The organism is Acrocarpospora catenulata (assembly GCF_018476525.1).
Taxonomy (GTDB): Bacteria; Actinomycetota; Actinomycetes; order Streptosporangiales; family Streptosporangiaceae; genus Acrocarpospora; species Acrocarpospora catenulata.
The window spans coordinates 13326-30173 of sequence record NZ_JAHCST010000069.1 but is presented as its reverse complement, the minus strand read 5'-3'; the positions used below and the strand labels follow the sequence as shown (position 1 = coordinate 30173).

Annotated in this window: 17 protein-coding genes; 5 read left to right on the top strand and 12 right to left on the bottom strand. The window is 72.8% G+C overall.

Annotated elements, in window-relative coordinates; translation table 11 throughout:
* Positions 1-60: 60 nt before the first annotated feature.
* Both KIP79_RS39700 and KIP79_RS39695 read right to left on the bottom strand, forming a co-directional pair.
* Positions 61-2427 (bottom strand): glycoside hydrolase family 65 protein, encoded by a 2367-nt coding sequence (locus KIP79_RS39700; RefSeq protein ID WP_214110180.1) that lies wholly within the window; start codon positions 2425-2427, stop codon positions 61-63.
* A gap of 56 nt (positions 2428-2483) precedes the next feature.
* A complete protein-coding gene (locus KIP79_RS39695) occupies positions 2484-3461 on the bottom strand; it encodes a GlxA family transcriptional regulator (RefSeq protein WP_214110179.1) in 978 nt (325 codons plus the stop codon).
* 98 nt (positions 3462-3559) lie between these two features.
* On the opposite strand from KIP79_RS39695, the gene KIP79_RS39690 reads away from it, so the two are divergent.
* Positions 3560-3976, top strand: a complete 417-nt coding sequence (locus KIP79_RS39690; RefSeq protein ID WP_214110178.1) for a hypothetical protein — start codon at positions 3560-3562, stop codon at positions 3974-3976.
* On the opposite strand, the gene KIP79_RS39685 is transcribed toward KIP79_RS39690, so the two are convergent.
* From KIP79_RS39685 to KIP79_RS39640, 10 genes are all read right to left on the bottom strand, one after another.
* Positions 3977-4639, bottom strand: a complete 663-nt coding sequence (locus KIP79_RS39685; RefSeq protein ID WP_214110177.1) for a CBS domain-containing protein — start codon at positions 4637-4639, stop codon at positions 3977-3979.
* A gap of 20 nt (positions 4640-4659) precedes the next feature.
* Positions 4660-6150 carry a bifunctional aminoglycoside phosphotransferase/ATP-binding protein gene (locus tag KIP79_RS39680; RefSeq protein ID WP_214110176.1) on the bottom strand — a complete coding sequence of 497 codons (1491 nt, stop codon included), beginning with the start codon at positions 6148-6150 and terminating at the stop codon, positions 4660-4662.
* A gap of 57 nt (positions 6151-6207) precedes the next feature.
* Positions 6208-6699 (bottom strand): hydrogenase maturation protease, encoded by a 492-nt coding sequence (locus KIP79_RS39675; RefSeq protein WP_308170130.1) that lies wholly within the window; start codon positions 6697-6699, stop codon positions 6208-6210.
* Positions 6696-7982 carry a Ni/Fe hydrogenase subunit alpha gene (locus KIP79_RS39670; protein WP_214110175.1) on the bottom strand — a complete coding sequence of 429 codons (1287 nt, stop codon included), beginning with the start codon at positions 7980-7982 and terminating at the stop codon, positions 6696-6698. Before KIP79_RS39670 ends, KIP79_RS39675 begins: the two co-directional genes overlap by 4 nt.
* Positions 7979-8782, bottom strand: coding sequence for an NADH-quinone oxidoreductase subunit B family protein (locus tag KIP79_RS39665; protein ID WP_214110174.1), 804 nt, complete (start codon positions 8780-8782; stop codon positions 7979-7981). The genes KIP79_RS39670 and KIP79_RS39665 overlap by 4 nt, the downstream gene beginning before the upstream one ends.
* Positions 8782-9600, bottom strand: a complete 819-nt coding sequence (locus KIP79_RS39660; RefSeq protein ID WP_214110173.1) for an FAD/NAD(P)-binding protein — start codon at positions 9598-9600, stop codon at positions 8782-8784. The genes KIP79_RS39665 and KIP79_RS39660 overlap by 1 nt, the downstream gene beginning before the upstream one ends.
* Positions 9588-10658: a 4Fe-4S dicluster domain-containing protein gene (locus KIP79_RS39655; protein WP_214110172.1), complete on the bottom strand. Its 1071-nt coding sequence runs from the start codon at positions 10656-10658 to the stop codon at positions 9588-9590. Before KIP79_RS39655 ends, KIP79_RS39660 begins: the two co-directional genes overlap by 13 nt.
* 136 nt (positions 10659-10794) lie before the next feature.
* Positions 10795-12087, bottom strand: coding sequence for an ArsB/NhaD family transporter (locus KIP79_RS39650; protein ID WP_214110171.1), 1293 nt, complete (start codon positions 12085-12087; stop codon positions 10795-10797).
* Positions 12084-12527, bottom strand: coding sequence for a CBS domain-containing protein (locus KIP79_RS39645; RefSeq protein WP_214110170.1), 444 nt, complete (start codon positions 12525-12527; stop codon positions 12084-12086). The genes KIP79_RS39650 and KIP79_RS39645 overlap by 4 nt, the downstream gene beginning before the upstream one ends.
* 178 nt (positions 12528-12705) lie before the next feature.
* Positions 12706-13275, bottom strand: coding sequence for a dihydrofolate reductase family protein (locus KIP79_RS39640; RefSeq protein WP_214110169.1), 570 nt, complete (start codon positions 13273-13275; stop codon positions 12706-12708).
* Positions 13276-13464: 189 nt separating this feature from the next.
* Here KIP79_RS39640 and KIP79_RS39635 point away from each other — a divergent pair, with 189 nt between their 5' ends.
* From KIP79_RS39635 to KIP79_RS39620, 4 genes are read left to right on the top strand one after another with little or no spacing between them, the layout of a single operon-like run.
* Positions 13465-13974, top strand: a complete 510-nt coding sequence (locus KIP79_RS39635; RefSeq protein WP_214110168.1) for a hypothetical protein — start codon at positions 13465-13467, stop codon at positions 13972-13974.
* Positions 13971-14993, top strand: coding sequence for a peptidoglycan-binding domain-containing protein (locus KIP79_RS39630; RefSeq protein ID WP_214110167.1), 1023 nt, complete (start codon positions 13971-13973; stop codon positions 14991-14993). The genes KIP79_RS39635 and KIP79_RS39630 overlap by 4 nt, the downstream gene beginning before the upstream one ends.
* On the top strand, positions 14990-15658 hold the full coding sequence (locus KIP79_RS39625; protein ID WP_214110166.1) for an ABC transporter ATP-binding protein: 669 nt from the start codon (positions 14990-14992) through the stop codon (positions 15656-15658). Before KIP79_RS39630 ends, KIP79_RS39625 begins: the two co-directional genes overlap by 4 nt.
* Positions 15655-16848: an ABC transporter permease gene (locus tag KIP79_RS39620; protein WP_214110165.1), complete on the top strand. Its 1194-nt coding sequence runs from the start codon at positions 15655-15657 to the stop codon at positions 16846-16848. Before KIP79_RS39625 ends, KIP79_RS39620 begins: the two co-directional genes overlap by 4 nt.

Below are 16848 nucleotides of genomic sequence, written 5' to 3'. Positions count from 1 at the left end.
GCCCCGGAGAGCGTGAACCGACGCGGGCCATAGGTCCCTGGCGGGGCGGCCATTGGGCCGTTATCCGGGGCGGGGCCGGAGGGAGAAGGTGTGCTCGGCGTCGCGGCGGAGTTCGACGGGCCGGCCCTGCACGGTCACCCGCAGGTACGCGGGGCCGTCGTCGGCGCGGGCGATCCTGGCCTTGTCGTGGTCGATGTCGATGGACACGGTGGCGCCGCGCACCCGGATCGGCAGGGAGAGCAGGGCGAACCGGTCGGGCAGGAGCGGGTTCAGGTGGAGTTCGCCGTGCCGGACCTCCAGGCCGAGGTAGCAGCGCTGGACCAGGTCCAGGGTGCCGGCCATCGCGCCCAGGTGGATGCCCTCGGCGGTGGTGCCGCGCTGGACGTCGGTGAGGTCGCCGCCCAGCGCCTCGGTGAAGAAGCGCCACGACCGGGAGCGGTCCGACCGGGACAGCACCCAGGCGTGCACGATGGCGCTCAGCGTGGACCCGTGGCAGGTTCGCGCGAGGTAGTAGCGGACGGTCTCGCGGACCATCTCGGGTGGGAGCGCGTATCCGAGCCCTTCCAGGATCTCCCGCAGTTCCTCCGCGGTGAGCAGGTAGAACAGCATGAGCACGTCGGCCTGCTTGGCGGCCCGGTACCGGTTGGGGCTGTCGCCCCGCGACTCCAGCGCGCGGTCCAGCCTGCGCACGCCCCGGTGGCGGTCCCAGTCCAGTTCCGGCAGGTCGGCGTACCCGGTGAACTGGCTGATCACCCCGTCGTGGAAGTCCACCCGCATCCGGCGGACGATCTTCTCCCAGCGGGCCAGCTCCTCGCCGGTGAGCGCGAGCCGCGCCGTCAGCTCCTCGCGTTCCCGCCGGGGCAGCAGGCGGAGGGTCTCGCGGGCGCGCCGCAGCAGCCAGACGGTCATGACGTTGGTGTAGGCGTTGTTGTCCAGCCCGGGGCGGTCCGCGCCGGGGTAGGCGTCGTGGTACTCGTCCGGGCCCATGACGCCGCGGATCTCGTACCGTCCTGAGGCGGGTTCCAGCCGGGCCAGCGCGGCGGCGAACCTGGCGGTCTCGATCAGGAGCTCCCCGCCGAACCCGGTGAGGAACTCCAGGTCTCCGGTGGCCGCGTAGTGCTGCCAGACGTTGTAGCCGACGGCCAGACCGACGTGCCGCTGGAGGCGGGAGTTGTCCGGCAGCCAGTGGCCCGAGCGGGGGTTCAGGTGGAGCAGCGGCGTCTCCTCCCGCCCGTCGCTGCCGCTCTGCCAGGGGAACAGGGCGCCGGGCAGGCCGAGGTCGCGCGCGGCGGCCCGGGCTTCGGGCAGGCGGCGGTGGCGGTAGCGGAGCACGGCGCGGCTGATCTCGGGGAACCGCACGTTCAGCCAGGGCAGGACGAACAGTTCATCCCAGAACACGTGCCCCCGGTAGGCCTCGCCGTGCAGCCCGCGCGCCGGGACCCCTGCGTCGAGGTCGGCGCTGTGCGGGGAGAGGGTCTGCAGGAGATGGAAGGTGTGCAGGTGGAGGTGGTGCGCGTCCGCCGGGTCGCCCAGGTCGAGGCGGGCCCGCGTCCACAGGCGGTCCCAGGCCAGGCGGTGGCGGGCCAGCAGGACGGGGAACCGCGGTGCCAGCCGTACCAGGCGGAGGGCGGTGGAGCGGGCGTCGGCGGTGGCGTGGTCGCGGGAGGTGGCGAGCGCCACCGTCTTGACGATCGTCCGGGGCACGCCCGGTTCCAGGTGGAGGTCGCGGTGCTCCTCGATCCAGCCCGGCTCCTGAAGCGCCGCACCCGCGCCGTCGCCGGGCTCCACCCGGGCGGCCAGGGCGATCGTGATCTCCGAGGACCGGGTGCGGGCGCGTAGCCAGGTGGCGTCCGCGGCCTGGCCGACGGCGTGGTCGACCAGGTGGTCGCCGCGCAGGTCGCGGTAGCGTGGCACGCCGCCGTTGCGCACCCGGCCGTCGAGTGCCGAGCGCACCCGTACGGTCCCCGACCAGTTCTCGGCGGTGAAGGTCGTCTCCAGGGCGGCCAGGTGCGGATCGGCCATGGAGACCAGGCGGCGCTGCCGGACGGCGGTGCGGCGGCCGTAGGCGTCGCGGACGAGCAGGCTCCGGTCGAGCAGCCCGTGCCGCAGATCCAGCTCCTGGCGGTAACCGAGCAGGTCGGCCCTGCTGGTGGCGAACCAGTCGGAGTCCGGGGTGGCGAAGGTCAGCGGCAGCCAGTTGGGCGCGTTGACCATCGACTCGTCGGTCACCGTCCGCCCGGCGACGGCCGAGGTGAGACGGTCGTAGCAGCCCGCGAAATAGGTGCCGGGGTAGTGCACCTCGTCGGCGACGGCGTCCGGCGCGGCCCCCCGGGTGGCGAAGTAGCCGTTGCCCAGCGTGCAGAGGGCTTCGCGCACGCCTTCCCCTGCCGGGTCGAATCCGTCGTAGACAAGCTTCCAGGGGTTCACCTCTTGCGACGCTACGCCTGCCCTGGGCGCTCGCCGGAGGGACGTCGGGCCTGGAATCAGGTGACGAAGGACCCGTTACCGCCCTGGGTCAGGCGGTAGCGCGAGGGCGGGATGCCGTAACGGTCGACGAAGGCCTGGCGGAGGGTCTCGGCCGTGCCGAAGCCGCACTGGGTCGCGATCGCGGCCATGGGCAGGGAGGTGGCGGCCAGCAGGTGGGCGGCGGCCTCGGTACGGGCCCGGCGGACGAAACGGCCCGGGGTCTGGCCCAGGTGCCGGAGGAACAGCCGGGTCAGGTGGCGCTCGCTGACGCCCGCGCCGGCCGCCAGGGCGGCCGTGGACAGGTCGGCCTCCAGGTGGCAGGTGATGTGGTCGACCACCTGCCTGACCAGGTGGTTGCCGGGTGGCGGGCCCTCGGTGAACATGCTCATCTGCGCCTGGTTGCCGGGCCGTTGCAGGTAGGTCACCAGGTTGCGGGCCACCTTCCGGGCGAGGGCGGGGCCGTGGTCCTCCTCGATGAAGGCGAGGGTCAGGTCCAGGGCGCTGGTGACGCCGGCGGCCGTGGCGACCTTGCCCTCCCGGATGAAGATCGGGTCGGCGTCGACGACGATCTCCGGATGGCGGGCGGCGAGCACGGGCGCGTACTGCCAGTGGGTGGTGGCGCGCCGGCCGTCGAGCAGGCCCGCGGCGGCCAGCACCGCCGCGCCGGTGCACACCGAGGCGACGCGGCGGCTCTCCCGGGCCAGGCGGCGGACGTGGGCGACGATCAGCCGGTCCTCGGCCGCGTCCTCGTGCCCGATTCCCCCCGACACGATCAGCGTGTCCAGCGGTCCTGTGACACGCTGGAGGGACCGCTGCCCCTGGAGGGTCAGCCCGCTGGCACAGGTGATGGGCCGGCCCGACGGCGTGGCCAGGCACGCGTCGTAGAGCGGGGCGCCGCCCTGTACGTTCGCCGCGATCAGGGTCGACGTCACGCAGGCGATGTCGAGCAGTTCCGCCGCGTGGTACCCGACCACGACCACCCTCCGCCCGGTCATGGCTCGAGGCTATGTCAGAAGGACGGGGACCCCAAGTTTTCTGACCTGTCTCGGCCGCCGTCCTTGGCACCGCCCGCGGCCACCCGGACAGTTGGACCATGACTCAGACCATGGCCGGCACCCGGTCCCAGGCGCGGCGCTGGGGACGGTTCGCGCTGCACTACGTCGAGATGATCATCGCCATGTTCGCCGGGATGTTCGCGCTCGACCTGCTCTGGTCCGCCTTCGGGATCGACCTCTCCTACGCCCGCGACCCGGAGCTCGCCTACCTGCTGATGGCCTTCGACATGTCCGTGGGCATGGCCGCCTGGATGCGCGTGCGCGGCCACGCCTGGGCCCCGACGCTGGAGATGTGCGGCGCCATGTTCGCCCCGATCGTGCCGCTGTTCCCGCTCCTGTGGCTGGACGTGATCGACGGGATGGCCCTGATGATGGTGGCGCACGTGGCGATGTTCCCGCTCATGCTGGCGGTCATGCTGCGGCGGCGGGACGAGTACACCCACGCCCACCACTGATCAGCCGCCGACCGGTGTGTCGTCGCGGTCCCAGCCCAGCTGGTCGCGTACCTCGACCACCCCGTCGACCTGCCGGACCATCCACACCGTGACTTCGGTGTCGCGGCGCAGCCCCATCCGGCCGGTGATGGTCACCACGCCGTCGGCGACCGCGACGTGCACCCGCGCGGTGTCCATCCAGAGGGAGCGGCTCAGGATGTCCACCTTGATCTCGTGTTCGAGGTCCTGGTCGGAGCGGACGAACACCTTCAGCACGTCGCGGCGGCTGACGATGCCCGCGAGGCGACCGTCACCGGTCACCACCGGCAGGCGTTTGACGCCGTGCTCGTCCATCATGCGGCTGGCGACCGTCACGGGGGTCTCCGGCGTGACGGTGACCGCTGGGGTGGTCATCAGCTCGCCGGCCACCGTGCTGCCTGCCCGGTCCCGGCCGTCGCCGTGCACCGGCGCCTGGTAGCCCTCGCCGCGGAACAGCTCCCGGCACTCCTCGGCACGGGTCAGGTCGGCCTCGGAGACGATGCCGACCACCCGGCCGTCCTTCGCCAGCACCGGCACGGCGCTGACCCCGTGGGTGATGAGTGTGGCGGCGATGTCCTTGAAGCAGGTGTCCTCGGTCACCGCGATCACCTGCCGGCTCATCACCTGTTCGACAGTGGTATGCATCAGCCCCTCCCAACGCTGAATCAGCCCGGCTCCATCTGAGGGCGCCGGAACCGCCGGGGAGCCGTGGCCCAGCGGGCGTGGACCGCCGCCAGCGCCCGTTCCACCGGCCGCGGCGGGCACGCGCCGGTGTCGATCTCGACCCCGCCCTGCCAGGGCGCCGTCCGCGCCGCCATGGCCGTGGCGACCGCCTGGTCGGCGTCGGAGACCCCGCCCGTACGGCGGGCCAGGCGCTCGGCCACGACCTGCGGCGGCGCGGTGCACCGCAGGGCCACCAGGTCGGCGCGGGCGCGCTCGGCGAGCCGTTCGGCGGCCGCCCGGTGGGCGGGGTCGGTCCAGGACGCGTCGAGGATGACCGGCTCGCCGTGCCCGCACAGCAGCTCGGCCCTGGCCAGCAGCTCGGCGTAGGTGCGCTCGGTCCACTCCCTGCTGTACACGCCCTCCTCGAAGGGCGCGGCCGCGGACTCCTCCGGGGCGAGGCCGGCCAGCTCCTTCCTGGTCCGGTCGCTGCTCAGCAGCACGTAGCCCAGCCGGTCGGCGAGTTCGGCGGCCAGCGTCGACTTGCCGGTGCCGGGCGGGCCACCGACCAGGACCAGCGTGACCGCGCCGGCCCGCAGGTGGCGCAGGGTGAGGTCGGCGAGCTCACGGGCCTGCCCGCCGGCGCCGGGGTCCCCCTGCCGCTGCCGCAGGCAGGCGACCTTGGCGCGGACGAAGGCCCGGTAGGCGAGGTAGTGGTGCCAGAGCGCGGGCGGGGCGAAGTCGCCGGAGAACTCGGCGTACCAGCCGAGGAACAGCTCCGACAGCCGGGGCGCGCCCAGCCGCTCCAGGTCCATGGCCAGGAAGGCCGCGTCGTCCAGGCCGTCCACGAAGCGCAGCCGCTCGTCGAACTCCAGGCAGTCCAGGATCCGGGGGCCGTCCTCCAGGCAGAAGACGTCCTCGGCCAGCAGGTCGCCGTGGCCGTCCACGATGCGGCCCTCCTCGACGCGGAGCTCGAACAGGGACTCGCGGCCGTCCAGGAATCGGAGCACCAGGCGTTCGATCTCGTCGAGGACGTCCTTGTCCAGCGCGCCGGGGAGCGCGCGTACCTGGTCGAAGCTCGCCGTCCACCGGGCGCGCAGCGCCTGCCGTCCGCCCTGTTCGTCGATCTCCGGACGGTGCGGGGAGTGGGCGTGCATGTTGGCGAGCAGGCGGGCGATGCGGCGCAGGTGTTCCTCGACCGGTTTTCCTGAGTGGACCAGTTCGGCGAGGCGGCGGTCGTCCGGCATGCGCCGCATCACCACCAGGTGGTCGCAGACCTGGCCGTCCGGGCCGACCACGTCGGCGACGCCCTCGTAGACGTCGGGGGCGAGCCGCCGGTTGAGCGCCACCTCCTCCTGGCAGCCGGTACGCCGGGCCTGGAGCGTGGTGAAGTCCAGGAAGCCGAGATCCACCGGCTTCTTGATCTTGAAAACGCGGTCACCGAGAAAGATCACAGCAGCGGTGTGCGTTTCCTTGATCTGCGCCCACGGTCTCATCGACACCGCCTCCGAGTTCGTTCTCCCGGTTCCATTCCCTGCAAACTTGGGGATTTTTCACCCGAATGGGTGATTTTTCTGGTCGCGCAGGAGTTGGGCCACGGCTACGGCGATCCGGGCCACGCCCCGCCGTACCGCGGGGGTGAGCGGCGCGCCGAGGCCGAGGTCGGCGGCCTCGACGGTGTACAGCACGAGTTCCCGCGGCAGTCGGCCGAGTGCCCGGCCGAGCGCGATCGCGTCGGCCACGCCCAGCGCGTGGGAGCTGCCATGCCGGGCGGTCAGGGAGGGCCACGGGATCTCCGCCGGGGTCGCCAGTGGGGTGTGCCGGCGCACGGTGCCCGCCGGCGCGCCGGAGACCACCGTGTCGATCACGACCGCGAGGTCCGCGCCCGACCACGCCTCGATCAGCCCGGCCAGGTCGCCCCCGCTCTCGATCAGCCGCACCCCGTCCGGGAGCGCGCCGCGCAGCCGGCGGGCCGCCGCCAGCCCGGCCGCGTCGTCCCCGCGCAGGTCGTTGCCGATCCCGATGACCACACTGGACACGCTCACCGGTCCAGGTGAAGGTCGAGGAAGTGGGCGGCGCAGGAGATGCAGGGGTCGTGGTTGCGCACCGCGCGCTCGCAGAGCGCCGCCAGCTCCGCCTCCGGCAGGCCCAGGCGGGGCTGGATGAGATCGCGCAGGTCCATCTCGATGCGGGCCTGGTTCTGCGAGGTGGGCGGCACGATGGCGGCCTCCGCGACCAGCCCCGCCCCGTCCAGGCGGTAGCGGTGGTAGAGCGTGCCGCGCGGGGCCTCCGAGATCCCGTGCCCCACCCCCGCGCGGGGCTCGACCGGTACATACGGGACGTCCGGCTCGGCGTACCCCTCGATGACGCGCAGCGCCTCGGCGCAGGCGTGCACGATCTCCACGGCCCGGACCACGATGCTGCGAAAGGGATTGCGGCACACCGGCGGGAGCCCGGCCGCCTCGGCCGCCGAACGCGCCACGGGATTGAGCAGCGCCCCGTTGAGCGCGTAGCGCGCCAGCGCGCCCACCAGGTAACCGGTGGCTCCGTCGAGCCGCGCGTGCAGGGCCGTGGAGTGCGGCACCTGCTCCTCCACCACGTGGACGGGCCAGTCGGCCGCCGAAAACTCGGTGCCATCGCTGACCGCGACCGAGCCGGACAGGATCGCGTACTCCTGCGGATGGCGCAGCGCCAGGAACCGGTAGCCGTGCTCCACTTCGGGCGCCTCGAAGCCGGCCACCCATTCCACCGTGGCCAGCGCCTGGTCCAGCGCCCGGCGCAGCCGCTCCGCGAGCGGGGCCAGCTCGGCCCGGGCGGGCACCCGGTGGAAGCCGCCCACCCGCACGTTCACCGGGTGGATGGCCCGGCCGCCGAGAGTGGCCACCACCTCGTTGCCCGCCTTCTTCAGCGCCAGGCCGCGCTCCAGGTGGGGGCGGTGGTCGGCCGCCATGGCCACACCGCTGTCGTAGCCGAGGAAGTCGGGGGCGTGCAGCAGGTAGATGTGCAGGGCGTGCGACTCGATCCACTCCCCGTAGTACATGAGCAGCCGCAGGTCCCGCAGCGGCCCGGTGACCTCCACCCCGCAGGCCGCCTCGATCGCCTGGCAGGCGCTCATCTGGTACGCCACCGGGCAGATCCCGCAGATGCGCGCGGTGATGTCGGGCGGTTCGGTGTGGGCCCTGCCGCGCAGCAGCGCCTCGAAGAACCGGGGCGGCTCGTAGATGTTCAGCTCCAGACCGGTGATCTGGCCGGCCCTGGCCCGTACCAGCAGGGAACCCTGGCCCTCGACGCGGGCCAGACCACCGATCCTGATCGACTTGTGGGTCATCCATCGGCCTCCTCGGACTGTTCGGCCTGCTCGGCCGCCTGCCGGAACGGCTCCTCGGTCGCGTTGAAGGTCCGGTAGATCCGGACCAGTTCGGGGGTGCTCATCCCGAGCTCGCGCAGCCGCGCGTTGAGCGCCCGCGCGTTGGGGCTCTCCATCGGGCCGAAGCAGCCGTAGCAGCCCCGGTTGAACGCCGGGCACAGGGCCCCGCACCCGGCCTGGGTGACCGGTCCGAGGCAGGGGGTGCCGTGCGCGACCAGGACGCAGACGTTGCCCCTGGCCTTGCACTCCACGCACACGCTGTGCGCGGGCACGCAGGGCCGCCGCCCGGCCAGGAAGGCCGCGATGACCTCCAGCAGCTGCCGCTTGTCGATCGGGCAGCCGCGCAGCTCGAAGTCCACCGGCACGTGGGCCGAGATCGGAGTGGAGCGCGCCAGCGTGGCGACGTACTCGGGCCGGGCGTAGACCACGGAGGCGTACTCGCGCACGTCGGCGAAGTCGCGCAGCGCCTGGATGCCGCCCGCGGTGGCGCAGGCCCCGATCGTCACCAGGCGTTTGGACACCCGCCGCACGTGCTGGATGCGGCGCAGGTCGTCCGGGGTGGTGATGGAACCCTCCACCAGCGACAGATCGTACGGCCCCGGCCCGTCGGCGCTGGACGCCTCGGTGAAGTGCGCGATATCCACCGCGCCCGCCACGGCCGGCAGCTCGTCCTCGCAGTCCAGCAGGGTCAGCTGGCAGCCGTCGCAGGACGCGAACTTCCACACGGCCAGCTTCGGACGGCGCGAGGCGGGGCCGGCCATCACAGCTCCGGCACGGCCAGCAGCCCGGCCGCCCGCGCGTAGCTGAGCACGGGGCCGTCCAGGCAGGTGAACAGCGGTCCGAGCTGGCAGTGACCGCAGCGTCCGACCCCGCACTTCATGTTGCGCTCCACCGAGAGCAGCACCCGTCCGGCGGCGACGCCCCGGCGGACCAGGTCGTCGGCGACCGCGCGCATCATGGCCTCGGGGCCGCAGACGAAGGCGAAGGTCCGCCGGGGTTCGAAGACGATGCGGTCGAGCAGCCTGGTCACCAGCCCGACGGGGCCTTTCCAGGCGTGGTCGGGGTGGTCCACGGTCACCTGCACGTCGATGCCGTGCACGTCGCGCCAGCGGGCCAGCTCGCGATGGTAGATCAGGGTGGCGGGGGTGCGGGTGCCGACGATCAGGCTGATCCGCCCGTACCGGGAGCCGTGCGCGGCCAGCTCGCGGATGACCGGCCGCAGCGCCGCCAGGCCGAGTCCACCCGCGGCCACCACCACGTCCAGCCCGGCCGCCGCCTGCACATCCCAGGCCGTGCCGTAGGGTCCGCGAACGCCCACGACGTCGCCGCGGCGGGTCTGGCAGAGCGCGCGGCTGACCGCGCCCACCGCGCGGATCGTCTGGGCGTATCCCCCGGCCCGAGCCCGGCCGCTGATCGAAACCGGGATCTCGCCGACGCCCGGAGCGTAGATCATCGTGAACTGCCCAGGCCGGAACGGCGGGCACGGGCCGCCCATCGGCCTCAGGGTCAGGGTCACGGTGTCGGCCCGGTCCACCCGGCGCGAGCTCACCCGGTACGGCGCCGGCGTCATCGGATGCATCGCAGTTCCTCGGTGACGTCGATACCGGTCGGGCACCAGGTGATGCACCGGCCGCAGCCCACGCAGCCGGACACGCCGAACTGGTCGTACCAGGTGGAGAACTTGTGGGTGAGCCATTGCCGGTAGCGGGCGGGCCCCGAGCCGCGTACGGGAGAGCCGCCGACCTCGGAGTAGGCGAGCGTGAAGCAGGAGTCCCACACCTCGGTGCGCTCGGCGAGGCTCCCGGTGAAGTCGGTGGCGTCCTCGACGGTGGTGCAGAAGCAGGTGGGGCAGGCCATCGTGCAGTTGGTGCAGGCCAGGCAGCGGCCGGCGACCTCGGCCCAGCGGGGCGAGTCGTGCGCGGCGGCCAGGCTTTCCTGGATGTTCTCGGTGTCGACCTCGCGGCCCATCCGGGTGGCGGCGACCCGCGAGACCTCCTCGGCGGCGGCGACGTCCGCCGCGCTCGCCGGGCGGTGCGGGATCCCCGCGAGGACGTCCGCGCCCCGCTCGCTCCCGGTCTCGACCAGGAACCGGTGCGGCTCGGTCAGCTCGGTGAGCGCCAGGTCGAACCCGGCGGTGGCCTTCGGCCCGGTGCCCATGGAGACGCAGAAGCAGGTGCCGCCGGGCACCGCGCAGTTCACCGCGACCAGGAACAGCGCCTCGCGCCGCTTCCGGTAGGCCGGGTCGGGATGCCTGCCCAGGAAGACCCGGTCCTGGACGGCGATGGCCGCCAGGTCGCAGGCTCGCACCCCCAGCAGGGCCACGCGCGGCGCCTCCTGCTCGGCCTCTTCCACCGTGCCCTCGCGCATCCGGAACAGCGCCTGCCGGGGCGGCTGGGTGTAGCGCTTGGCCGAGTCGGGGCTCGCGGCGAACCCGAACATCAGCTCGTCGTCCCGCTCGACCACGCGATAGTGGCCGGGGTCCTGCTCGTCCCCCTGGCCCGCGGGCAGCTCGGCGGCGCCGGTGATCTCGGCGAACCGGATGGCCCTGTCCCGGACGGTCGGCCCGACCACGGCGAACCCGCGCGAGCGCAACTCGGCGATCAGCGGATCCAGCGAATCCGCCACCGCAGTGTCCATGGCATCCCCCTCTGCCGCAGGTCGGGGGAAGCCGGACATATCCGGCGACCAGCGTTATACCCTCTCCCGAAGGTACGACTCCGAGCGCAACCGGAAACACCGCCAAAGGCCCTTTACCGGAAGGGCGAACGGCCCCTCACATCAGGTAGCGCAGCCACAGGTACGGCGTCACCAGGGCGACCGTGACCAGCGTGACGACCAGTCCGTACCTGGTGAACTGCCAGAAGCTGATCGGGTGGCCGTTGCGGGCGGCGATGCCCAGCACCACCACGTTGGCCGCCGCGCCCACCGCGGTGGCGTTGCCGCCCAGGTCGGCGCCGAACGCCAGCGCCCACCAGAGCACCTGGCCGTGTTCTGCGCCCCCGTTGGCGGTGACCAGCTCGGACACGATGGGGCTCATCGTCGCCACGTACGGGATGTTGTCCACGATGGCCGACAGCCCGGCCGAGGCCCAGAGCAGCACCCCCACGGTCAGCCCCAGGTGACCGGCGGTGGCCTCCACGGCCAGCTGGGAGACCTTCCCGATGACGCCGGTCTCGACCAGCGAGCCGACCATGACGAACAGGCCCATGAAGAACGCCAGCGTCTCCCACTCCACCTCCTGCAGGGCCTGCTCGGTGGTCACCTTGGTGGCCGCGACCAGGATGCCCGCCCCCAGGATTGCCACCACCGAGGGCTCGTAGTGGAGCACGGGATGCAGCACGAAGGCGGCCATGACCAGGACCAGCACGCCCATGCTCTGCCAGAGCAGGAGCCGGTCGGTAATGGCCTCCCGCTCGTCCAGGCGCATGATCTCCGCCGCCCGCTCGGGATCGTAGACGAACACCTTGCGGAACAGCAGCCGGCAGAGCCAGAGGAAGGCCACCACCAGCACGACCACCATGGGCGCCATGTGCACCAGGAAGTCGTTGAAGGTGAGCCCGCCCCGGCTGGCGATGATGATGTTCGGCGGATCGCCGACCAGGGTGGCCGTGCCGCCGATGTTGGAGGCCATCGCCTCCGCGATCAGGTACGGCACCACGGGCAGCGCCAGCCGCTCGCACACCAGGAAGGTGACCGGCGCGACGAGCAGCACGGTGGTGACGTTGTCGAGCATCGCCGAGGCGACCGCCGTAATCACCACCAGCAGCACCATCAGCCGGTACGGCCTGCCCCGCGCCCGCTTGGCGGCCCAGATCGCCAGGTACTCGAACACACCGGTCCGCTTGAGCACCCCGACGATGACCATCATGCCGAGCAGCAGCAGCACGACGTTCCAGTCGACCCCGGTCTCCTCGGAGAAGAAGGCCGACCCGGCGTCGGTGGCGCGGATCAGGAGCATCAGCCCGGCGCCGCCCAGCGCGGCGGCCACCCGGTGGATGCGCTCGGTGGCGATCAGCGCGTACGCGCCGAGGAAGATCGCGACCGTCAGCCAGGCAAGCACGCTCACGCGGCGGTGACCCTCTCCAGCAGCCCCTGCAGGGTGACCGCGCCCAGCAGCCGCCCGCCTTCCACCACCGCGACCAGCGGGCTGCGCGTCCGCGCCATCAGCGCCGCGATCTCCAGCACCGTCGCACCCGGGTCGGTGATGGGCAGCTCGCGGCGTTCGGCGGGCAGGGCGTCACGGACGGTCCTGCCCGCCAGATCGCTGAAGATCCGATCGGCATGCGCCTCGTCGATGACGCGGGCCAGGGCCGGATCCTCCTGGCAGTAGCCGGGGACGGCCAGGCGGAGCACCTGGGTGCCCGGCAGTATGGTGAGGGGCGCTCCCACCAGGTTCAGGACGATCAGCCCCGGCAGGTGCCGCGCGGCCAGCAGCCGCGCCGCCTCCAGGATGGGGGTGTCCAGGCTGACGGTGGGGAAGTCGACGAGAAGATCGCGAGCACGCATGACTCCGCCTTCGAAGATCGCTGATAACGTCGCCGACCAGGCTTCCCGGCTCACCTGGTAGCAGACCCTACCAACGATGGACGGTATGCCGCTGTGAGGGCTACCCCTGGCTCTCCGGCGCGGCCGGGTGCTCGATCCTGATCACGACATTGCCCGTCTTCTGACCCGTCTCGAGACTCTAGCCACCGGACCGCTCGTAGCGGTGGACGACCACCGCGCCGTCCAGCGTGCGGGTCTCCAGGAGCCGGAAGGTGACCCGGTCCTTGAGGGTGCTCATGAGCGGGGTGCCGCCGGTGAGCAGGACCGGGTGGACGGCGATGTGGTACTCGTCGACCAGGCCGAGTTCGGTCAGGCTGACCGCCAGGCCGTTGCCGCCGGTGAGCAGGAGGTCCTTGCCGGGCTCGCGCTTGAGCGCGGTGATCTCCTCGGCCAGCGCGGTCCCGTTGATCACGCGCGTGGCCCACTCGGCCTCTTTCAGCGTGTTGGAGACGACGATCTTCGGGGTGCGCCGCCAGACCTCGGCGAACTTGAGGTCGTGCGGGTGGTCCGACACCTGGTCGGCGGTGGGCCAGTAGCTCGCCATGCCCTGGAACACGATCCTGCCGTACAGGAACGTGTCGGCCCGGTCGTCGAGCTCCGTGGAGTACGCGGAGAGTTCCGGCCCCATGACCGGCCAGTCGAAGGCCCCGCCGGGGCCGGTGATGAAGCCGTCGATGGAGGTGTGAATCCAGTAGATGATCTTCCGCATGACGCTCTCCGTTTGCCGTGGGCGGTTGGTACATCCCTGAGTCGGAGCCGTCAGCGGATCCTCTACATCCCCGCCGAGAAGTTTTTCCCGGCTCCCCCGAACGGGGGATCACCTGGCCCACCCGGGCGCGATGTGCCAGGTGGGAGCCGCCGCGAAGGTGAAGGAATCCACTGTCGCGGAGGTCGTTCAATGAGGAGTATGCACCGGGCGGGGCTGTTGCTGGCCCTGCCGCTGCTGACCGCGTGCGGGGCCGCCGGGCCGCCCGGCACGGCGGGCAGCCCGAGTCCCTCGTCGGAGCTCGCGGTGTACCGGGAGCTCACCGCGTGCATCCGGCAGCACGGCGCGCCCAACTTCCCCGACCCTGTCGTGGGGGCGGACGGGAAGATCGAGGTGAACACCGACCAGGAGGTTCCCGCGGCGGCCCTGACGGCCTGCAAGGCCATCGCGGACCGGCTGCCGGGGCAGGAACGGGCCCAGTACACCGCCGCCGAGCTGGCCCAGCTCAGAAAGCTCGCCCAATGCTTCCGGGACAACGGCATCCCCGACTGGCCCGACCCCAACGCGGATGGCGAGTTCCCGTTGCCCAAACGCCTGATGGACCTGGGCAAGCGCGGGTGGCGTGACCAGATGCCCGCGTGCCGGCAGTACTTCGTGGGCAGGGGCCTGGCGATCGTGCCGGCGTCTGGCGCCGGCGGATGAGCCGCACGATCATGGCCCTGGCCGGGGTCCTGGTGCTGGCGGTCGCGGGCGGGGCCTGGGCGGTCCTGCGCACCGATCCCCCGGCCGCGCCGGCCCCGCCGGTGGCCACATCCACTGCCGAGGTGATCCGTACCGACATCGCCCAGCGGCAGCAGGTCAACGGCACCCTCGCGTACGAGGGCGACTACCGGGTGCTCGGCACGGGCGCCCGGATCACCCGGCTGCCCGCCATCGGCGCCACGATCAAGCGGGGCCAGGCCCTCTACGAGGCCGACGGCCGACGGGTCCCCCTGCTGTACGGCTCCCGCCCGGCCTGGCGCACGCTCGCGCTCGGGGTGCCCGATGGCCCGGATGTCCAGCAACTGGAGGCCAACCTGCGCGCGCTCGGCCACACCGGGATCACGGTGGACCGGCACTTCTCGCTCGCGACGTACCACGCCGTACGGGCTTGGCAGCGCGACGCGCGCCTGCCCGTCACCGGCAGCGTCCCCCTGGGCCAGGTCGTGTTCCTCCCCGAAGCCCTCCGGGTCACCGGCTACGACACGACCCTCGGCGCCGCCACCGCGGGACCGGTGCTGCACGGCACCGGCACCACCCCGATCGTCTCGGTACAGCTCGACCCCGCCCAGGCCCCCGGCGTGCGGGCGGGCGACCGGGTGGTCGTCACCCTGCCCGATGGCGGCCGGAAGAACGGCCGGGTCGCGAGGGTCAGCCCGGTGGCGACCACCACCACGGGCCCGGACGCGCGGTCCACGGTGCCCGTCGCCATCCGGCTCTCCGGCAAACCGCGGCGCACGCTCGACCAGGCGCTGGTGCAGATCGCCCTCACCACGGAAGAGCGGAAGGACGTGCTCGCCGTACCCATCGTCGCCCTGCTGGCCCGGCCCGGCGGGAAGTTCGCCGTCACCACCCCCGCGGGCCTGGTCCCCGTCGAGGTCGGCCTGTTCGACGAGACGACGGGCCTGGTCGAGGTCACCGGCGTGGCCGAGGGCACCCGCGTGGAGGTTCCCACCCAATGAGCGGCGTCCTGGAACTGCGCGACGTGTGGAAGATCTACCCGGGACGGCCGCCGGTGGAATCGGTGCGGGGCATCGGCCTGACCGTCGAAGCGGGCGAGATGACGGCGATCCTCGGGCCCTCGGGATCGGGCAAGTCCACGCTGCTCCACCTCATGGCCGCCCTCGACCGGCCCACCTCCGGTTCGGTACGGCTGGCCGGGCACGCCGTGCACGAGTTGGGCGACGCCGGTCTGGCGGGCCTGCGCGCCCACCACGTCGGCGTGGTCTTCCAGCAGTTCTTCCTGCTGGACGCCCTGACGGCGCTGGAGAACGTCGCCGCCGGCCTGCTCTACCGGGCGGTGCCGGGCAGGATCCGGCGGCGACGGGCGGCGCTCGCGCTGGACAGGGTCGGCCTGGCCCACCGGGCGGGCCACCGCGCCGGGTGGCTGTCCGGCGGGGAACGCCAGCGGGTCGCCATCGCCCGCGCCCTGGTGGGCGACCCCGCGATCGTCTTCGCCGACGAGCCGACCGGCAACCTGGACTCCGGCAACAGCGCGGAGATCATCGAACTCCTGCGTGAGCTCAACGGCCGGGGAACCACGCTGGTGATCGTCACCCACGATCCGGACGTGGCGGCCGCCTGCACGCGCCGGATCGAACTCCGCGACGGGAAGGTGGTCCCGTGACCCCCGCCTCCCGCGTGCGGGCCGTGGACCTGCTGGCCACCGGCGCCCTGGGCCTGCGCACGCGCCGAGCCCGGGCGGTGCTGTCCGGCCTCGGCATCGCGATCGGCATCGCCGCGATCGTCGCCGTGGCCGGGGTCACCCGGTCCAGCCAGTCGGCCCTGCTCGCCCAGATCGACCGGCTCGGCACCAATCTGCTCACCGTCTCCGGCGGCGCCGGCTTCTCCGGCGCGGAACGGGAGTTGCCCGCCTCGGCGACCGGCATGCTGCGGCGGGTCGACGGGGTGCTCGCCGTGGCGCCGACCGCGATGCTGGCCGGCAAGAGCGTGTACCGCAACCAGCTGGTGCCCGCCGGGCAGACCGGCGGCCTGGCCGTGCGCGCCGTCGACGTCTCCCTGCCGGCCGCCCTCGACGGCCGGATAAGGCAGGGCCGGTTCCTGGACGCGGCCACCGCCGCCTACCCGGTCACCGTGCTCGGCCACGACGCCGCCGTCGCGCTCGGCATCGCCGCCGTCGACCCCGGCACCCGGGTATGGCTCGGCGGGCGGTGGTTCACCGTCGCGGGCATTCTCGACCCGTTCCCGTTCGCCCCGGAAATGGACAGCTCAGCCCTGATCGGCTTTCCCGCCGCCTCGTCCGTGTTCGGGTACCTAGGCCAGCCGAGCCTCCTGTACGTACGCGCCCAGCAGGACCGCGTGAGCGAGGTGGCGGAGCTGCTCAGCGCGACCGCGAACCCGGCCAGTCCCGACCAGGTGGAAGTGACCCGGCCCTCCGACGCGCTCACGGCGCGCATCGCGGTGGCCGAGTCGGCGGCCGTGCTGTTCCTCGGCCTGGGCGCGATCGCGCTGCTCGTGGGCGGTATCGGGATCGGCAACATCATGGTCGTCTCGGTGCTGGAACGGCGCGGCGAGATCGGGCTGCGGCGGGCGCTCGGCGCGACCCGGCGGCAGGTGGCGGGGCAGTTCCTGGCCGAATCCCTGCTGCTCGGCGCGTTGGGCGGGGCCGCGGGTGTGCTGGCGGGCAGCCTGGCCACGGTGAGCGTGGCGCGGCTGCAGGGCTGGGCCGTCCTGATCCCGGTGGAAACCCTCTGGGGCGGGCCGCTGGTCGCGGTGGTCGTCGGGGGGATCGCGGGCCTGTACCCCGCGTTGCGCGCCGCCCGCCTGGCGCCGACCGTGGCCCTGCGCTCAAGCTGA

What these genes read in the sequence shown, in the direction of transcription:
- KIP79_RS39695 (WP_214110179.1), bottom strand. Translation starts at nt 3,461, where the DNA reads ATGACCGGGCGGAGGGTGGTCGTGGTCGGGTACCACGCGGCGGAACTG.
- KIP79_RS39690 (WP_214110178.1), top strand. Translation starts at nt 3,560, where the DNA reads ATGACTCAGACCATGGCCGGCACCCGGTCCCAGGCGCGGCGCTGGGGA.
- KIP79_RS39685 (WP_214110177.1), bottom strand. Translation starts at nt 4,639, where the DNA reads ATGCATACCACTGTCGAACAGGTGATGAGCCGGCAGGTGATCGCGGTG.
- KIP79_RS39680 (WP_214110176.1), bottom strand. Translation starts at nt 6,150, where the DNA reads ATGAGACCGTGGGCGCAGATCAAGGAAACGCACACCGCTGCTGTGATC.
- KIP79_RS39670 (WP_214110175.1), bottom strand. Translation starts at nt 7,982, where the DNA reads ATGACCCACAAGTCGATCAGGATCGGTGGTCTGGCCCGCGTCGAGGGC.
- KIP79_RS39665 (WP_214110174.1), bottom strand. Translation starts at nt 8,782, where the DNA reads ATGGCCGGCCCCGCCTCGCGCCGTCCGAAGCTGGCCGTGTGGAAGTTC.
- KIP79_RS39660 (WP_214110173.1), bottom strand. Translation starts at nt 9,600, where the DNA reads ATGCATCCGATGACGCCGGCGCCGTACCGGGTGAGCTCGCGCCGGGTG.
- KIP79_RS39655 (WP_214110172.1), bottom strand. Translation starts at nt 10,658, where the DNA reads ATGGACACTGCGGTGGCGGATTCGCTGGATCCGCTGATCGCCGAGTTG.
- KIP79_RS39645 (WP_214110170.1), bottom strand. Translation starts at nt 12,527, where the DNA reads ATGCGTGCTCGCGATCTTCTCGTCGACTTCCCCACCGTCAGCCTGGAC.
- KIP79_RS39640 (WP_214110169.1), bottom strand. Translation starts at nt 13,275, where the DNA reads ATGCGGAAGATCATCTACTGGATTCACACCTCCATCGACGGCTTCATC.
- KIP79_RS39635 (WP_214110168.1), top strand. Translation starts at nt 13,465, where the DNA reads ATGAGGAGTATGCACCGGGCGGGGCTGTTGCTGGCCCTGCCGCTGCTG.
- KIP79_RS39630 (WP_214110167.1), top strand. Translation starts at nt 13,971, where the DNA reads ATGAGCCGCACGATCATGGCCCTGGCCGGGGTCCTGGTGCTGGCGGTC.
- KIP79_RS39625 (WP_214110166.1), top strand. Translation starts at nt 14,990, where the DNA reads ATGAGCGGCGTCCTGGAACTGCGCGACGTGTGGAAGATCTACCCGGGA.